This is a genomic window from Arthrobacter sp. R3-55 (assembly GCF_054161505.1).
In genome coordinates this window covers 2,561,244-2,576,154 of record NZ_CP096423.1, presented here as the reverse complement: position 1 = coordinate 2,576,154, position 14,911 = coordinate 2,561,244, and the positions used below count along the sequence as shown (strand labels likewise).

Here is a 14,911-nt window from a genome sequence, read left to right as displayed (position 1 = left end):
GCCGCGCGCAACGGCATTTCGATGATTCGTTTATTTATCTGACCACGGCGGAGGGAGTGCTCTTGCGTCGCGTCAGGGGTCGAAGCGCTGTGGTGATGGCATCCTCCATCGTCATTCGTAAACCCTATGCCGAGCATGCCGTTTGCCGATGAAGAAACCATATCCATGGCCCCGGCAGCGTGCCTATTCTGGAGTCAGGTAAGCGGGTGAGCTTGATCACAGCTTGACAGGCAAGGTTCAAAGAACCTCAGCCGGCCGCCCCGATCAAAACCTGTTCACAGCCGCGCTGATTGCGGCATGACAATGACGTCCCGAAAGGAATGTGAAACATTCTAATGAAGAATACTAAGAAATGGCAGAGAATGATCGCCATCACCGCAACCCCGGTCCTCGGTGCCCTGCTGCTAACGTCCTGCTCGGGCGCTGATGCGCCCTCCACGGAATCCGGCCCGGTCACAATCAAATTCGGATACCAGACGGAAAACAACCCCGAAAAGCCCAAGCAGAAGTTCGTCAAGGAATTCGAGGCCGCCAACCCAAATATCACCGTAGAGGTCCAAGAGACGCCGACAGAATCGTATCCCCAGGTCCTGCGCACTCAACTGCAGGCCGGCAATGCACCTGACGTCTTCTACGGGGCGCCCGGCCGCGGAAACTTGAATGCCGTGCTGAATTTCGCGTCTGCAGGTAATGTTCTGGACCTGACGGAGTATGACTGGGCCAAGAAGACTATCCCGGAAAACGCAAAAGACCTCTTCTACCAGGACGAGAAGCTCTGGGCTCTTCCTTTGGATCTCGCGCCATCCGCGGAAGTTATCAACCTCACCGCACTCAAAGGGCTCGGTCTTGAGCCAGCTACCACTTTGGACGAGTTGAAGAAGCAATGTAAAACTGCTTCCGACGCCGGTTTGTCTCTGCTCAACGTGGCAGGATCAGCAGCTCCGAATGCAGGCCTGTTCGCTTCCCAGATAGCGGCCAGCACCGTTTATGCCCAGGATTCACAGTGGAATGCAAAGCGGGCCAGGAATGAAGTCACCTTTGCGAATTCGGAGTGGAAGACGGCACTCCAGACCATTGTTGATTTGAAAGAGGCAGGCTGCTTTCAAGAGGGTGTTGAAGCTGGAACGTTCGACAGCATGACCACAGCGATCGTGTCAGGGAAGTCCACGGCCTTCTTCGCCCCTGCAGGTGCGTCTGGCGACGTTCAAAAGCTCGCCACTGGTTCTCAGATCGGGGTTGGGGTCTTTCCTGGCAAGACTGCAGGCGACACCCGCCTGTCAGCCTCCCCAACGAATGCCCTGGCTGTCAACGCAGCATCCGAGCACAAGGAAGCGGCGTTGAAGTTCATGGAGTTCTTTGCTCAAAAGGAGGTTCAGGACGCCTACGCCAAGGCCAACGGCAACCTGTCCATCGCACCGGGTACCGCAGGCACTGAAGTTTCTGCCCTCAAAGGCTTGGAGCCGTTCCTGGATGACAAGTCCAAGATTGTGCCGCTCGCGTTTCTTGCCTGGCCCAATGGTGACGTTTACCAGTCCCTGGGTGAAGGTGTTCAAGGCCTTTTGACCGGTCAGGCAACGGTTGATCAAGTACTCGCCAACCTGGACTCAGCCTACGCGGGCTAAGTTCAGCAGACATAACGCAAGGAACACGCTCATGAGCCTTTTCACCAAGTCCATTGAGCGGGACGCTGGGTTGACGGCCGAGCCGCAAATGCGGTCCGGCCGTCAACCGGGGAACCGCCGACAAAAGAATCGGGCCGCTGCGTGGTGGTGGGCGGCGCCGGCGGTTGTCTTGGTCTTCGCTTTCCATTATCTCGGCGTTGGCGCGGGTTCCTTCTATGCCTTCACGGACTGGAAGGGCATTGGCCCGTTCAAGATCATCGGCTTCGACAACTTCACCAAGATCTTCACCAGCGAGAAGAACCGGCTGGGGCTCATCAATACTTTCGTTATTGCCGGCCTGTTTCTGATCCTTACGAATTTCCTGGGTTTGTTGTTTGCACTCGGCCTCAACCGCCAATTGAAGTCCCGCAACTTCCTGAGGGCCCTCCTGTTCGCGCCGGTCGTTCTCAGTCCTCTGGCAGTCTCTTACATCTGGAAGTTCATTTTCGATCAGAACGGACCCTTGAACGCCGCTCTCGCCTCTGTCGGCCTCGATGGCCTTCGGACTGCCTGGCTTGGAAACCCCGCCACCGCGCTGGGAACCATTGTGACAGTGATGGTCTGGCAGCATATCGGATTGGCAATGGTGATCTATCTTGCGGGCTTGGCGAACATCCCCGCTGAACTCGAAGAAGCAGCAGCAGTGGATGGTGCAACAACCTGGCGTCGCCTCCGGTACATTGTCCTGCCACTGCTGCGCCCAACAGTGGTGGTGGCTTCCACCCTCATTCTTATTCAGGGCCTGAAAGTCTTTGATCAGGTCCAGGCGCTGACCGGCGGTGGGCCGTTCGGGGCCACTGAAACCCTCGCCACGCTCGTCTATAAGGAGACATTCGTCAACGGAAAGTACGGGTATGGATCGGCGTTGTCACTGGTCCTATCGCTGATCGTCCTGGTCTTCGCACTACTGCAGATACTTCTGCTGCGCCGGAAGGAAGCGTGAGCAGCAATGTTTAAATACACCCGCAAGACACTGACTCGTGAAGTCATCATTATCGCCCTGGCATTGATCGTCATGGTGCCGTTCTTCTTCTTGATCAACATCGCCTTCAAACCGGACAGTGAAGTTTTGTCGACGTCGGCTATGTCACTCCCAGAGGCGGCCACCGGGTCGAATTTCGCCGCTGCGATGGCGGGCCAGGGCAGCAGGAGCCTGTGGTTTGGCATGCTCAACAGCTTGGTCATTACCGTCGGATCGCTGGTGATGCTGATCGGATTGGGCTCCATCACTGCCTACACGATCAGCCGAATCCCTGGTCGAGTGAGCAACGCTGTGTACGCCCTGTTCCTTGTCGGAATCATCCTCCCTTTCCAACTGGGCATGGTCCCCGTCTATGTAGCCATGCGCAGCGTTGGTTTGATCGGGAGCCATATCGGAATGATTCTGCTGTACACGGCACTTCTCATGCCGCTGTCAGTCTTTCTCTACAGCGGATTCGCCCGCTCTTTGCCCAAGGAATACGAAGAGGCTGCGCAGATCGACGGGTCGAGCAGATTCACAACCTTCCGAACTGTGGTCTTCCCCCTGCTGTCACCTGCAACTGGCACGGTGGCCATCTTGGGCGGACTCATCATCTGGAATGACTTCTTCACATCCCTGATCTTCCTTAATGGTTCCAAAGCCGTGACTCTGCCCGTGGTGGTGTACAGCTTCGTTGGCGAGCTGGTGTCAAAGTGGAATGTCATCTTCGCTGCGGTCATCATTTCGATGATTCCCATCCTGGCCTTCTACTTGTTTGCGCAGAAAAAGTTCATACAGGGTTTTGCCGGCGGGATCAAATAACGCGACCTCACCGAAATACCCCTGGGCAAAGAATCGGGAGTTCTATCTCAAATATCGGATCTTGCCGTGCCGTCACATTCTTGATTGACCCTCTATACGAACGAACGAAGAGAAGAGCAAATAATGGGCTATCGCCTTTCTGCCAATGTGGAAATCTTGTTTACAGAAGCGGGTGACATTCCCGACCGAATTCGTGCGGCTGCGGCCGCCGGTTTTGACGCTGTCGAATTCTGGAACACTCTTGACCGCGACGTGCACGCGATTCGCAGGGCAGCGGACGAATCGGGAGTTGAAATTACCTCCGTCGTCGCCGAGCCGCGCACTAATCTCACGTTCCCGTGGAGCACGTTCGATGAGTACTTTGACGGATTGGCCAAGGGCGTCGAGAATGCCAGGATTCTGGGCTGCCCGCGCCTGGTCCTCGGGTCTGGAACAGGCTTCGGTGGCGCGAAGCGGGCAGGGCAGCTCGACCGGCTCGCAGAGATCTTTGGTGACGCCGTCGAACGGACGTCCGGATCGGACGTCAAGCTGATCTTGGAACCGGTCAACACCCGGGTGGATCACCCCGGCACCCTTGTTGATCGAACCCGCGAAGCGGTTCACATCGCCCGGGCTGTGAACTCGCCGCGGTTTGGCATCCTCTACGACCTCTACCACTCGGTGACCGAAGGCGAAGACCCGGCAGGTGAGCTCGCTGAGGCCGGAGACCTTGTTGACTATGTTCAAATTGCCGATGCGCCCGGCCGGGGGGAACCTGGTACCGGTTCGATTGATTGGCCTGGCGCCTTCACCGTGCTGCGCCAGTCCGGATATATCGGTGTCGTCGGTCTCGAATATATTCCCACTGTCGAATCAGCCAGCTCGGTTGAATACGTCAGAGGCATCGCAGCCACGATCTAGCTGCTTGCACGACATGTGAGGGAGCGCCCAATCTGGGACGCTCCCTCACTGTTTCTGTCAGTCGTGGAACAGGCGGCGGTCACGTTGGCCTCGGTGGGGGACATGCCCGCACATTAGGGGGCATTGCACGCCGACCACAACTCCCGCGTGCTTTAAGAGTCTGTTTTGTCTTGGGAGATTGGAGTGTGCTTCGGCCTGGCTGAAACGGTCCTTTTGCGAGGGAGCCTGACAACGCGGGAGTCCGGCCCGCCGCACGCTGACGGCCAGCCGGACTCTCCGCCGTTACACCAGCTGGGAAATGATGGCCCTGGCGCCCAGCACTGCCAGTGCCACCGACGTCAACGTAGGGTTACATGCCGTCGACGTGGGGATGACACCGTTGCCTGCGACGTATAGGCCCTGAGTACCCCAAACATGGCTGTCCGGCCCACATACTGACTGGCCGTCGTCGTGCTGGCCCATCCGGACTGAACCCTGGTAGTGAAGGGAAGTGCCAGCGGGGAGGAGAAACGGGGGCCTGTCGTCCAGGAACGTGCCGAGCGCTTGACCGGCCCGGGTCACTGCGGCCTTGGCCGCCTCGATGGTGGCAAGGTCCTTCGGCGTGAGTTTGTAGTGGATGCTCATGCGCGGCATGCCGTAGTGATCCACATCTTCTGCAGAGAATTCCACGCGGTTATCGGGCACTGTCTCCGAAGCGCAGAACCAGCCCAGGCCGACGATGGAGCCGGGAAGTATCTGATCGTCATCTGCAAGCTTGATGGGTGAGGCATCCATTTGCATGACTTGACCATGGAAGGGTTCATCATCCGTGAATGGCACCCAGGAGACTCCGCTAAGTTTTGTCGCTCCAGGAGCGCTTTCTGCTGCGGGCTCTGCGTCAATACTGTCCGACGGGAGTCTGACAGCGGTGATGACCTGAGGCTGGTCGTTAAGATATCGCCCCAATGCCGGGAGGCTGAGGCCCGAGGCAAAGAGGACCTGAGGTGTGCGGAGGGCATCAGCGGCTACTACTACTGCACGCGCATCAACGGTGTATTCGGCACCAGTGCGGAGATTGCTGAGCGCGACGCCGGTGGCTTGGCCGTCGTCGCTCAGTAGCACCCGCTTGCAAAGGGTTTCGGTGCGCAGTTCGAAGGTCCCAAAGGTTGTTTCAGCGAGGGGACCCAGAACGACGTCGGTCCCGGACCAGGTGACGGTCCCGTCATCGTCCCTGCGTACCGCCAGCGGCATGGGCTGGACAGCAGCAGAACCTGTGCGGTGAATGCCAGCGGCAAGTCGTTCGCGGACCACGGACGACAACGGGGCGTCCTTGAAGGCCTCGTTGGTCACCGCGAGCAATCTCTCGCCGTCGGCCAGCGCTGCATCCATTATGGCGTCGTCAAGGAAGGCTATGCGCTCAGAGCCGCCAGGGCGCGGGCACGCGCATGTCCAGTGGGCTCCCATGCCTCCGACATTGCTGGACATGGCCGCAGCCGGCATCTCCGACACCTGACCGGCGGTGCTGAGTAGAAAGGTTCCTGGACGGCCGGAGCCGGGGATGGAAGCCTGCGGAGCGAACGAGGTTTCCGGCCCTTGAGAGGCTTGCTGTGCTGCCTCGCGCTTGTGTGCCTCGGTGATGTTCTTGACGTGCACGCCGGGGCGTGAGGTCAGGGATGGCCCCACCTCCACCATAAGGACGCTGAGTTGGGGTGCTTCCTCGTGGATGATCCGTGCGTAGGCGGAGCCGGAGGGGCCACTGCCGACGATGATTACGTCAAAGTCGTGGGCGGACTGGTCTGATGGAGCGGTCATGGAAATCCTTCGCGGGACATGCGGTGCCCTGTTGGAGAGCACGGTGCCCGGGAGCATCGGCGCAACATGAGTGCGGTCTTTGATGCAGGCACCTGCTCAAAACGCTACCCGTCAGACGCCCTCACAGGGATCCACGCGGCATTGAAAACCACAATGCGCAGCATCCACGGAAGTGATCATTCCGGCGGTGCCCAGATAGCAGGTGAGCCGGTACCGTGGATTTACGCCCGTCGTTGGTCGGTGCGAAATGATGCGCGAAGGTGCGCCGAGACATGAGGAGTGCGGTATGAATACCGCCCATCAGATCAAACGTGGAGTCAGCTTCTACAGCTACCAGGAAGAGTATTTCCTCCGGACGATGTCCTTGGAGGACTGTGTTCGGGAAGCTGCGGCAATTGGTGCCTATGGCCTGGAAATCATCCCCGAGCAATCGATGGTTGGGTACCCCAACCCGGGCGAGGGGTTTTATGCGCAGTGGGACAAGTGGATGGAGCAGTACGGCACCACCACTATTGCCACTGACCTGTTTATCGACACCAAGCGGTACCCGGGCCGCTCCATGACGTTGGCCGAGGGCGCCGCGTCGGTTCGACAGGACTTGGATATCGCCAAGCGCCTCGGAGCCAAGTTCGTCCGCGCAATTATCAACACACCGCCCGAGGTCATGGAGGCCTGCGCACCCTATGCGGAATCGTTGGGCCTCAAGCTGCTGCTTGAAGTGCATGCGCCCTTCCACTACGAGCATCCTTGGATCCTCCGCCACTTGGAAGTCATGCACCGGATTGATTCACCCGCGCTGGGCTTCATGCCGGATATGGGAACTTTCGTGGAGCGTTTTCCGCGGTTGATGTCCGAACGTGCCCTCCGGGATGGGGCTCGCCCGAAATTTGTCGATATGGCAGTGGAAACCTACAACAACCGCGGGGATGTCCATGGTCTGATGGATGCCTTTAACTACATGGGGGCCAACCCCGTTGAGCAGGGCATTGCCCGGCTTTCCACCTTTTTGACGTGGAACGATCCGCGTGTGCTCTTGGACCACATGCCGCTGATCCACCACATTCAGGCGAAGTTCTATGAGATGACGGACGAAGGGGTGGAGTTCAGCATCCCGTACGACAGGATCATCCCTGTACTCATCGAGGGCGGCTACAACGGCTATCTCTCCAGCGAATACGAAGGCAACCGCCACATCCAGGACATCCACGAGGTTGACAGCGTGGAACAGGTCCGGCGGCAGCACCGGATGTTCGAACGACTGCTCGGCGAAACCCCCACCGCCGGTGCGGCGTCTGCCGTCCGCATGGAAGCCACAGGAGGCCGCAATGTTTGAGAAGTACATCATCGTCGAGGACACACTCCGAAACACCGAGCTGGACGGTTCTATAACCGGGTTCCAGGTGGGAGTCAGGCTTCCGTATTACCGGGGCCTGGGCTTGTCCATGGTGGAGGCAGTCGAAGTGTCCATCGACGGCGAGACCATGCGCGCAGAGGACACCTCACTGACAGTGCATGGAAACACATACCGGCTTCTGGATCTTCCCGGCATCTTCGATGACCGGTGGGAGATGGGCGAGGTGGCCACGGTGTGCATTGCCAAGCCGGGAGGTCTTGCCGAGGGTGAGCATGAGGTGGCCGTGGTGGAACGCCTGCGGGTTTCTTATATGCCTGTACCCAGCGGCGGGGCCGACAGGAAGAAGCTTGCCCTGCAGGCCTGACGCTCACCTCACGTTGACTTCACCAGCCGGACCGATACTTGAAAGGCAGGTTTCATGACCATGGTCAGCAAACCTCAGCAGCACATTAAATGGAGCTACATGGACCATTGGCGAAGCAACGGGCCTTCGGGTCCCGTGGACCAATTCTTCTCACGGGACACGATGGACCGCTTCCTCAAGCAGGTGTCGGCATCAGGGTTCGATGCGATCGACACCTTCGACTTCCGGATCTGGCAGATTCTGGAACAGTACGGGTCAGTGGAGAACTATCAGGAGTTTGTGCAGGAGCGTGGGCTGGAGCGCATCGTCAATACTTTTCACGCGGCGGATTATGACAACCGAAACTACGCGCCGCACCTCCCGGAGACGCATGAGAACATCCTGGAGGACTTCCGTCGGACCATGCACTTCTGGTCCGGCATTAAACTGGACAACATCATTGTTATGCCTGCGGGCCTGGCCATCGATGTTCACCCCAACACTCAGGACAAGCTCAAACACACCGCGGATCTGTGGAACAAGGTGGGCGCCATCACCAAGGACGCAGGTGTCAAGCTGACCTGCCACCACGAATTCTTCTGCGGTATTCAGAGTGAAGCGGACCTCGACACCTTTTACAGCTACACGGATCCGGAGTACGTTCACCTGTTCGTTGACACTGCCCAGCACTGCATTGCCTCGGTGGATCCGGTGGCCTTCTACCGGAAGTACAGTGACCGCACCTCGGGCTTCCACTTCAAGGACACCAGGAACGTCGACCTTGTGGGTGACTACTTGAACCGTCCCGACGCCGAGATTATGGCCAAAACCACTGAGAAGTGGTTCTACGAGATGGGTACCGATGAGGGCCTGGTGGATTTTGAGGCCTTCATGCGCGAAGTCCGCGACGCGGGTTTCACTGGCTACATCAGCGTGGAGCACGATAAGGCCAATAAAGCCGGGGGCGATTACGCCGAAAGTACTGCCATCGCGGGCTGGTACGCCAAGAACGTCCTCACCAAAATCTACAGTTAGGCTGGCGCATCATGTCTATCAAGTGGGGCTATGCCCTCAACCAGTGGAAGCCGCAGTTTGATGATTTCGTGCGTCGACGTGACCACGAAAGGGCTTTCAAAACCATCTCCATTGCAGGTTTCACCGGTGTGGAGCTGGCGGCCGGCTCCGGGCGCTGGGAACCGTTCGGAAATCCTGTCCAGATAGCCGCCAACTTCGGGTCGGTTGCCAAACTGCTGGACTTTGTCCGCAGCTGCGGCGTTGATGCTGTCTCCAGCTATTGCTTCGACCCCGAGACCAGGTTTGGGGAGGACCTCAGCCACGGTCATTCAGCGCTCAAGACGGAAGATCGGGACTCCATTGTTCAGAAGGCGCGGTGGTTCGCTGAAGCGCTGGCCCAGGTGGGCGGCTCTGTCTTGGCGGTCCGCCCTGCGCCGTCAGCCTGGCGGCAGCCCGAGCTGACCCAGGACGACATCGAGGTGCTGGCTGCATGCTGGAACGCAGTGGGGAAGGAAACTTCTGCGCTGGGCATCCGGACGGCTCTGCACGTGGATTTCCTCTCAGCATTGCGCGCAGGAGACGCTCTGGAACGGCTCATGGCCGCCACGGAACCGGAATTGGTTGGCTTGGTTATGGACACTGGAGAGCTCGCCGTCAGTGGTATCGATGCCCTTGAATTCCTGGAGAAGTATGGGGACCGCGTCTGGCACGTTCAGTACAAGGACGCCGCAGCCGTAGACAGCGACAACGAGTACTTGGCGGAGCACGCCGACCACGAGCTCCGGCAGGTTGGTGGTGCCCGAAAAGTTCCTCGCTGGTTCCTTGAACCAGGCCAGGGCTCCGGGCTGGTGGACTTCCCTGCCCTCACTGCGGCCTTGGACATCAGGGGTTATCAAGGGTGGGTGGTGGTGGAGACTGACCCTAGCCCTCATCCGGCCACCAGTGCTCTCCTCAGTGGTTGGTACTTGAAGAACGTTCTTCTTTCCGTCTAATGTCAGCGGGCTGAGCCCGAGATTGACGTCGCCTGCAGAATAGCAATGCATGAGTACTCAATGACTCATTCCGAGTCCCAGATGTTAGCGCGCAGACGAACTGGAAAATCGACGCTTGGCGTGGCGATGATTGGCTACGCCTTCATGGGTAAGGCCCGCTCGAATGCGTGGCGGAAGGTGGCCAGTTGCTTTGACGTCCCGGCCTTCGAGCAGGAAGTGCTCGTGGGCCGGGACGCCGATGCCGTTGCTGAAGCCGCCGCCAATTACGGCTCGGCCGAGTCCGCCACCGACTGGTGTTCAGTGATTGAACGGGACGACATCCACATCATGGATATCTGCGCCCCGGGTGAATGCACGCCGAAATCGCCGCGGCCCTGGCTGCCGGCAAGCACGTGCTCGTGGAGAAGCCTCTTGGCCACACCATCGCCGAGGCCATAGACATGACCGAGGCAGCTGCCGACGCCCGGACCCGCGGCGTGCAGTTGATGATCGGCTTCAACTACCGCCACGTCCCGGCGCTGGTCCTGGCACGTGAACTCATTGCGGAAGGACGTCTCGGCACTGTCCGGCACGTCCGCGCCGCGTACCTGCAGGACTGGCTCTCCGACGCTGAGTCCCTGATGAGTTGGCGCCTGTGGAAGGAAACCGCCGGGTCCCGGGCGCTGGGCGACATCACCTCGCACGCCATCGACCAAAATCCACTACCTGACTGGGCAAACCGCTCTTGAGGCGTCAGGGACGCTGAAGACCGTCGTTTCCCAGCGGCCCGGTTCACGTGGTTCGGCCAGGGGGGCTGGAAGATGTCACGGTCGACGACGCGGTATGGGCAACGGTTCGGCTTACCGGCGGCATGGGCGCTCCCGTTGAGGCGTCCCGGGTTGCGGCCGCCGAAAAAAACAGCCCACCGATCGATGTCTATGGCACCGCAGGTTCCCTGACGTTTGACCTGGAGAACCTGAACGAACTGAACTTCCTTGATGGCACGGTGCCTGTTCGTGAGCAGAGTTTCCGGCGGATCCTGGTCAACGAACCCGAGCACCCGTACTTGGGCGCGTGGTGGCCGCAGGGACACATTATCGGCTGGGAACACATCTTCACGCACCAGATCCGGGACTTCCTCACCGCGATTGCGGCCGGTGAGGCTCCGTCGCCGTCGTTCGAAGACGGGCTGCAGGTCCAACGCGTCCTCGATGCTGGGCAAGCCTCAGCCAAGAACAGGAGCACCATTCGCCGACCGCTGGAACCCCATCCTGGATGTCTTCGATGAATGCGGTGTCCGCTTCGCCCATGAGGTCCACCCCTCCGAAATCGCCTACGACTACTGGACTACGGCCCGGACCCTCGAAGCGATCGGTCACCGGCCTGCGTTAGGGTTGAACTGAGGTCCGTCCCACTTCATGTGGCAGGGCATCGACCCCGTGTCCTTCATCTGGGACTTCAAGGACCGGATTTACCTCGTGGACTGCAAAGACACCAAGCTCCGCCCCACAGGCCGCAACACCGTGATGGGTTCCCACCTGCCTTGGGGCGATCCCCGACGCGGCTGGGACTTCGTCTCCGCAGGACGCGGCGACGTTCCGTGGGAATCGTCCTTCCGGGCCCTCACCGCCATCGGCTACGACGGCCCTATCTCCATAGAATGGGAGGACGCAGGAATGGACCGGCTCCACGGGGCCCCGAAGTCCTGGCCGCACTGAAGAAGTTCGACTTCCCCGCCTCGCGTACCAGCTTCGACGCCGCCTTCAGCAGCAAGGGCTGAGCCCTATCCCGAGCTGCCCGAAGAGAACCCGGACGGCGGCTGCTGACCTTCACAGCCCTGACCACCACCCCAAGACGGTTTGGGCCACATCCATGATCGGTCGCCCGTAATTATCCCGAAGGACCGGTTGAAACGATTGCCTCGATTCGGGCCTGACTAGCAAAGCCGACTTCCAGCACCTGTTTAACTCCTTGCCGGAACCCATGCTGACTCCGCGGACTGTCAGCATTCGAGTGAGCAACGTCCGCAACGACGGACTCAGCTCGTAATGAGGCCGGTCAGTCCGGGAGGACGGCGTTGACTTCGGGAGTTCGAGCAGCTTTTTCCACGCCGTTGCTTCAACGGCTGATAACGGACGTTCGGTATACCTGTTCTAGGGCATGCCGAGTCGAGTTTTGTAGGCGGTGTTTTTGTTGGTGTTCCAGCCGGCGATGATGCCGGCTCCGAGCATTTGGTCGGTGAGTCGTGCGAAGCGGTAGCCGGGGTCTGTGTCGAGGGCGAGTTGCATGTATTGGTGTGCTTTGGATCCTCGTCCTTCCCACCAGTTGATGTAACCGATGGTGGTGAGGATGGGGGCTGCGTGTTGTGGGCTGGTTCTGGTGTAGGCGTGGAGGAGGAGTTGTTGGGCCCACTCGACACGTGACCATTGAGGTGCATTGTCGGTTTGGGCGAAGAGGATGTGTTGGGGTGGTTCGTTGATGCCGGGGATGTCGGCCAGGAGGCGGTCGCGGATGTGGGGGAATTGGAAGTTCGCGATGAGGGTGGCGCAGTCATCGTCGGTGGGGAAGTTGTTGCTATCGAGCATGGTTGTCCAGAGCTTGCTGGCTTGAAGTGCGGCTTGTTGAGGTGTCTGGTTGCGCATGGTGAGCATGCATTTTTCGACGGCGGTGGCGTGGTCTGCTTCTTGAGTCGGTGTGGGGAGGACAATTCGGTTGGTGGGTTCGATGGTGCTGCCGCGGTAGATGAATTCGGCGTTGACCCGGCTGTATTCGGTGGTGCTGATGGGCAGGCTGATGAATTGACCGGGTTCGCTGTCGTAGGGGGAGTAGGCGTCGTCGCGGACGAAAATGCCGTCGCGTATGGTGATGCCGTTCTCTGCGAGGACCCCGGTAAGTGCGGCGATAGTGGCAGCGTGCGGCTTGGGCTGGCCTGATTCGCTGTGCTGGGAGGTGTAGAGGGCAAAGACGATGCTAGTCGCGCTGGTGAGGTAGCTGCTGACAGTGCGGGCGTAGGGGAGTTCTGTGCCTGGTTGGCGGGGGAGGTCGATGCGGAGGGTGGCCCCGACCTTGCCCTTGTCCAGCGTGATACAGACGAGACTCTCTTGTGGCCAGAATCCTAGCGTATGCCCGATGAAGCTGAGCAGGTCCGCCGGGTCTTTGATGGTGAGCGCATTCATTGTCCTGTTCCTTTGCCCTTATTTCTTGCTGTTTCGCTTGGCCGTTGGGAGTGTTGCCGGTCTGATGTGTCTGCGGGCGGGCGTCACCACTGTGGCGAGTGACGCCGTCGACGTCGGCGCTGGGCGCGCTGGTTGCGCGGAGGTACGACCCGGCGATGATCGGGAGATCAGAGTTATAAACGGCGGCGTTGCTTCTGCCTATTCATGGACAAGTCGTTGAGTCGCAGCATGACTCAGCCATCGACTCTGCGGTACGCCAACGTCGAGTATTCTCTCGTGTGCGACGTGACCGGGAGCTTCGCCGTGGGTCCGTGTATGTGGCCCGATGGGTCAATTGCGCAGCAGGCTGCTGCGCAATTGCCGTGGGGCCACATCATGGTCCTGTTGGATGAGAAACTTGGGTCCGAAGCTACGAACGCCTATGCCGCGGCCGCTTTGCAATACGGCTGGTCCCGGAACGTGCTACTGGGGGCATGATCATGAACAAAACCTTGGAACGTACCGGGAACGCCCCTTCGAACTTTACGCAGCAACTTGCTGCGCAATCATCCGAGCTGGCCCAGCAAGTTGCCAAGGACCCCTACAACTTCGAATTCCTCGGTCTCTCCGGAGAGGTCGCAGAACGCGATCTGGAGAATGCCCTCACCAGCCGGATCACCGAAACCCTCCGGGAACTTGGCCCCGGCTTTTCCTGCGTCGGCCGTCAGGTGCACGTCGACGTCGACGGCGATGACTTCTACGTGGAGCTGCTCTTTTTCCATGTCGACCAGAACCGCTACGTCGTCGTCGGCAAGTTCCAGCCGGAATATGCCGGCAAACTCAACTTCTACGTCGCCCTCGTCGATGACATGCTGCGCCGGGAGCACCATAACGAAACCCATCGGGATTCTCTTTTGCGGTACCAAGAACGATCGCAGCGTCCGATACAGCCTCGGCCGCTCAAACTCACCCACGGCGGTCGCAACCTACACCTACGACAAACTCCCGGCAGACGAAAAGCGCGCCCTGCCCAACGAAGGGGACGTCGTCGCTGCCCTCGAATGGGCCGAGCCAACCACGGACTCAGAGAACTGAACCCACCACAGCCCGGCTGGAACGCCGATAAGCACCCATATGTCGGGCTGGACGCTGTGAGTGTCACGTTTGGACTTAATGTCTTCTTAAACTGCTGTCCAGGATGAACGTTTTGGTCCCGGTGGGGATCTGACATCAGGTTGAGGTGTGCCTCACCTCGTCGGGATCAGCCGCTGAAGGTGCTAGTGAACCTCCAGGCGATTGCCACGCCGATCCACATTACGTGGCTCGGTTAGACGTTCACCACCGCGTCCTGGACCGGTGTTCCAGCTGGTATCTGAATCTATCCACGATTATCGAGAAATCGGATAAAGCCGGGGTGACCCGTTCGGCATGTTGAACCCCGGAAACAGACCGGCCCGGTGTTCTTCGCTTATGCAAGCAGGGTCCTCAGCTGATCTGTTGCAGCTGAGGGTGACCACGCAGACCGCACTGGATGCTCGGTGAGCGTTTGCCTGCGACCGTCGCCCCAGGCAGGGCCAAGTCACTCGATCCTGTGGTCGTGCCGTCGTTCGCCCGCCAAACCGTCTCGACATGCAGATCACGGCGTCATCCGCCAGTGGACCACGATGTCGGCACGCTGCCCGAACCGCTCCAGATGGGAGCCGGTGACTTCTTTGATTCGCTCCAGCCCTTCCGCTGTGTGTGATTCTGCCCGCAACTCAACAGCTTCAGCCCGTGACAACAGCAGGCAGCTTCCCGTGGTGAGAACAATCCGCTTTCCGTTGGGTTCGATGCGAATCTCAGCTTTGCGCCCCAGATGAGTTGCCAGGTGTTTGATGTAGCGCTCCGCGAATTTGGTGGGAACAACGGCGCTGGCTGTGTAATAGACGGTCATCGGGTT

Annotated in this window: 13 protein-coding genes and 2 pseudogenes; 12 read left to right on the top strand and 3 right to left on the bottom strand. The window is 59.4% G+C overall.

What is annotated here, in order from left to right; genetic code table 11:
- Window positions 1-362: 362 nt before the first annotated feature.
- The 4 genes from M1D51_RS11925 (at window position 363) to M1D51_RS11910 (ending at window position 4,344) form a co-directional block, all read left to right on the top strand.
- On the top strand, window positions 363-1,622 hold the full coding sequence (locus tag M1D51_RS11925; RefSeq protein WP_458106628.1) for an ABC transporter substrate-binding protein: 1,260 nt from the start codon (window positions 363-365) through the stop codon (window positions 1,620-1,622).
- A 31-nt stretch (window positions 1,623-1,653) separates the two neighbouring features.
- Window positions 1,654-2,604 carry a carbohydrate ABC transporter permease gene (locus tag M1D51_RS11920; RefSeq protein ID WP_458106627.1) on the top strand — a complete coding sequence of 317 codons (951 nt, stop codon included), beginning with the start codon at window positions 1,654-1,656 and terminating at the stop codon, window positions 2,602-2,604.
- 6 nt (window positions 2,605-2,610) lie between these two features.
- A complete protein-coding gene (locus tag M1D51_RS11915; protein WP_458106626.1) occupies window positions 2,611-3,444 on the top strand; it encodes a carbohydrate ABC transporter permease in 834 nt (277 codons plus the stop codon).
- Window positions 3,445-3,591: 147 nt separating this feature from the next.
- On the top strand, window positions 3,592-4,344 hold the full coding sequence (locus M1D51_RS11910) for a TIM barrel protein (protein WP_458109583.1): 753 nt from the start codon (window positions 3,592-3,594) through the stop codon (window positions 4,342-4,344).
- Window positions 4,345-4,626: 282 nt separating this feature from the next.
- On the opposite strand, the gene M1D51_RS11905 is transcribed toward M1D51_RS11910, so the two are convergent.
- A complete protein-coding gene (locus M1D51_RS11905) occupies window positions 4,627-6,135 on the bottom strand; it encodes a GMC oxidoreductase (protein WP_458106625.1) in 1,509 nt (502 codons plus the stop codon).
- Window positions 6,136-6,421: 286 nt separating this feature from the next.
- Here M1D51_RS11905 and M1D51_RS11900 point away from each other — a divergent pair, with 286 nt between their 5' ends.
- The 6 genes and pseudogenes from M1D51_RS11900 to M1D51_RS11875 form a co-directional block, all read left to right on the top strand.
- Window positions 6,422-7,468: a sugar phosphate isomerase/epimerase family protein gene (locus M1D51_RS11900; RefSeq protein ID WP_458106624.1), complete on the top strand. Its 1,047-nt coding sequence runs from the start codon at window positions 6,422-6,424 to the stop codon at window positions 7,466-7,468.
- On the top strand, window positions 7,461-7,853 hold the full coding sequence (locus M1D51_RS11895; RefSeq protein ID WP_458106623.1) for a C-glycoside deglycosidase beta subunit domain-containing protein: 393 nt from the start codon (window positions 7,461-7,463) through the stop codon (window positions 7,851-7,853). Before M1D51_RS11900 ends, M1D51_RS11895 begins: the two co-directional genes overlap by 8 nt.
- A 54-nt stretch (window positions 7,854-7,907) precedes the next feature.
- On the top strand, window positions 7,908-8,867 hold the full coding sequence (locus M1D51_RS11890) for a sugar phosphate isomerase/epimerase family protein (protein ID WP_458106622.1): 960 nt from the start codon (window positions 7,908-7,910) through the stop codon (window positions 8,865-8,867).
- 11 nt (window positions 8,868-8,878) lie between these two features.
- Entirely contained in the window at window positions 8,879-9,838 is a 960-nt protein-coding gene (locus M1D51_RS11885) for a sugar phosphate isomerase/epimerase family protein (RefSeq protein ID WP_458106621.1), read from the top strand.
- A gap of 81 nt (window positions 9,839-9,919) precedes the next feature.
- Window positions 9,920-11,105, top strand: a pseudogene (locus M1D51_RS11880) (Gfo/Idh/MocA family protein).
- Window positions 11,065-11,597 (top strand): annotated as a pseudogene (locus tag M1D51_RS11875) (sugar phosphate isomerase/epimerase family protein); the annotation flags it as partial. The pseudogenes M1D51_RS11880 and M1D51_RS11875, both read left to right, overlap by 41 nt.
- 373 nt (window positions 11,598-11,970) lie before the next feature.
- Here the strand turns inward: M1D51_RS11875 and M1D51_RS11870 are convergent.
- Window positions 11,971-12,993, bottom strand: a complete 1,023-nt coding sequence (locus tag M1D51_RS11870; protein WP_458106620.1) for a DUF4192 domain-containing protein — start codon at window positions 12,991-12,993, stop codon at window positions 11,971-11,973.
- Between the two features lie 228 nt (window positions 12,994-13,221).
- Between M1D51_RS11870 and M1D51_RS11865 the strand changes: the two genes are divergently transcribed.
- Window positions 13,222-13,470 carry a hypothetical protein gene (locus M1D51_RS11865; protein WP_458106619.1) on the top strand — a complete coding sequence of 83 codons (249 nt, stop codon included), beginning with the start codon at window positions 13,222-13,224 and terminating at the stop codon, window positions 13,468-13,470.
- A complete protein-coding gene (locus M1D51_RS11860) occupies window positions 13,467-14,174 on the top strand; it encodes a PDDEXK nuclease domain-containing protein (RefSeq protein ID WP_458106618.1) in 708 nt (235 codons plus the stop codon). The genes M1D51_RS11865 and M1D51_RS11860 overlap by 4 nt, the downstream gene beginning before the upstream one ends.
- A 434-nt stretch (window positions 14,175-14,608) precedes the next feature.
- Here the strand turns inward: M1D51_RS11860 and M1D51_RS11855 are convergent, their stop codons facing one another.
- Window positions 14,609-14,905, bottom strand: coding sequence for a DUF2218 domain-containing protein (locus tag M1D51_RS11855; protein ID WP_458106617.1), 297 nt, complete (start codon window positions 14,903-14,905; stop codon window positions 14,609-14,611).
- Window positions 14,906-14,911 lie beyond the last annotated feature (6 nt).

Excerpts from the sequence above, each read along its gene's own strand:
- M1D51_RS11855 (WP_458106617.1), bottom strand. The coding sequence starts at position 14,905 with ATGACCGTCTATTACACAGCCAGCGCCGTTGTTCCCACCAAATTCGCG.
- M1D51_RS11860 (WP_458106618.1), top strand. The coding sequence starts at position 13,467 with ATGATCATGAACAAAACCTTGGAACGTACCGGGAACGCCCCTTCGAAC.
- M1D51_RS11885 (WP_458106621.1), top strand. The coding sequence starts at position 8,879 with ATGTCTATCAAGTGGGGCTATGCCCTCAACCAGTGGAAGCCGCAGTTT.
- M1D51_RS11890 (WP_458106622.1), top strand. The coding sequence starts at position 7,908 with ATGACCATGGTCAGCAAACCTCAGCAGCACATTAAATGGAGCTACATG.
- M1D51_RS11865 (WP_458106619.1), top strand. The coding sequence starts at position 13,222 with ATGACTCAGCCATCGACTCTGCGGTACGCCAACGTCGAGTATTCTCTC.
- M1D51_RS11915 (WP_458106626.1), top strand. The coding sequence starts at position 2,611 with ATGTTTAAATACACCCGCAAGACACTGACTCGTGAAGTCATCATTATC.
- M1D51_RS11895 (WP_458106623.1), top strand. The coding sequence starts at position 7,461 with ATGTTTGAGAAGTACATCATCGTCGAGGACACACTCCGAAACACCGAG.
- M1D51_RS11925 (WP_458106628.1), top strand. The coding sequence starts at position 363 with ATGATCGCCATCACCGCAACCCCGGTCCTCGGTGCCCTGCTGCTAACG.
- M1D51_RS11905 (WP_458106625.1), bottom strand. The coding sequence starts at position 6,135 with ATGACCGCTCCATCAGACCAGTCCGCCCACGACTTTGACGTAATCATC.
- M1D51_RS11870 (WP_458106620.1), bottom strand. The coding sequence starts at position 12,993 with ATGAATGCGCTCACCATCAAAGACCCGGCGGACCTGCTCAGCTTCATC.
- M1D51_RS11900 (WP_458106624.1), top strand. The coding sequence starts at position 6,422 with ATGAATACCGCCCATCAGATCAAACGTGGAGTCAGCTTCTACAGCTAC.
- M1D51_RS11920 (WP_458106627.1), top strand. The coding sequence starts at position 1,654 with ATGAGCCTTTTCACCAAGTCCATTGAGCGGGACGCTGGGTTGACGGCC.